Below are 1,073 nucleotides of genomic sequence, written 5' to 3' on the forward strand. Positions count from 1 at the left end.
CAGCGCTACGTCCTCGGCATCGCGCTGGCGCTGATCGCGGCGAAGCTCGCGCTCGGCGACAGCTTCCGGGGAGCACGCGGCTGATGGCCTCCGGCTTCGCCTGGTTCGGGGGAATGCTCGTCGCAATCTTCGCGGCGATCGTGCTGACCACGGCCATCCGCCGCGTCATTCCCGTCCTGGAGGCGGCGCTCGGCCTTTCCATGTTCGTCATGGGCTTCGCGCTTCACATGTCGGGTTTCTTCAGGGGCGCCGGCCCCTGGCCGGTCTTCATCATCGTCGCCGTGAGCCACGCCGTCGCCGGTTGGGCGATGTGGCAGCGCCGGAAGCTGCAGGGACCATGAGCGACATCGGGCTCAACATGGACCCGCTGCTCTACGGCGCGGCCATCGGCCTGCTGGTAGCGCTGCTCGGTACCCCCCTCGCCTGGCGCCTGCTGCGCGGTGCGCCACATGCGGCGCGCGCGCTGGCCGCGAACCTGGCCTGCATCGGCCTCGCCGGGCTGCTCGGCCTGTCCTTCGCCTTCGCCTCCACCAATCTCGCGGAGACGGTGCTCTTCGCCGTCCTCGCCTCCGGCGCGCTGCAAGGCGCCCTCTTCCTCATCCTCCTTCTCTTCTCGCCCAAAAGGCCCTGATCCCCATGCCGAAGCGCACCGACATCAAGTCCATCCTCATCATCGGCGCCGGGCCCATCGTGATCGGCCAGGCCTGCGAGTTCGACTATTCCGGCGCCCAGGCCTGCAAGGCGCTCCGCGCCGAAGGCTACCGCGTCATCCTCGTGAACTCGAACCCGGCGACGATCATGACCGATCCCGGCCTCGCCGATGCCACCTACATCGAGCCCATCACGCCCGAGATCGTCGAGAAGATCATCGCGAAGGAGCGCCCCGACGCGCTGCTGCCGACCATGGGCGGCCAGACTGCGCTCAACACCGCGCTGAAGCTGGACGCGGCGGGCGTGCTGGAGAAGTACGGCTGCGAGTTGATCGGCGCGAAGGCCGACGTGATCGACAAGGCCGAGGATCGCCAGAAGTTCCGCAACGCGATGACCAAGATCGGCGTCGAGAGCCCCAAGAG

The 1,073-nt window shown here is 68.2% G+C and carries 3 protein-coding genes; all 3 read left to right on the top strand.

All coding sequences use genetic code 11. From position 1 onward, the window contains the following. Positions 1 to 341 (top strand): hypothetical protein (locus tag AC1DWF_RS32430; RefSeq protein WP_476842625.1); only part of this gene is annotated, 341 nt, incomplete at its 5' end. Further along, positions 338 to 631 carry a hypothetical protein gene (locus tag AC1DWF_RS32435; protein ID WP_476842626.1) on the top strand — a complete coding sequence of 98 codons (294 nt, stop codon included), beginning with the start codon at positions 338 to 340 and terminating at the stop codon, positions 629 to 631. The genes AC1DWF_RS32430 and AC1DWF_RS32435, both read left to right, overlap by 4 nt. Before the next feature lie 5 nt (positions 632 to 636). Next, positions 637 to 1,073: carbamoyl phosphate synthase preATP-grasp domain-containing protein (locus tag AC1DWF_RS32440; RefSeq protein ID WP_476842627.1), on the top strand; the 437-nt coding region annotated here is incomplete at its 3' end.

This window comes from Aminobacter sp. P4_D5, from assembly GCF_056401815.1.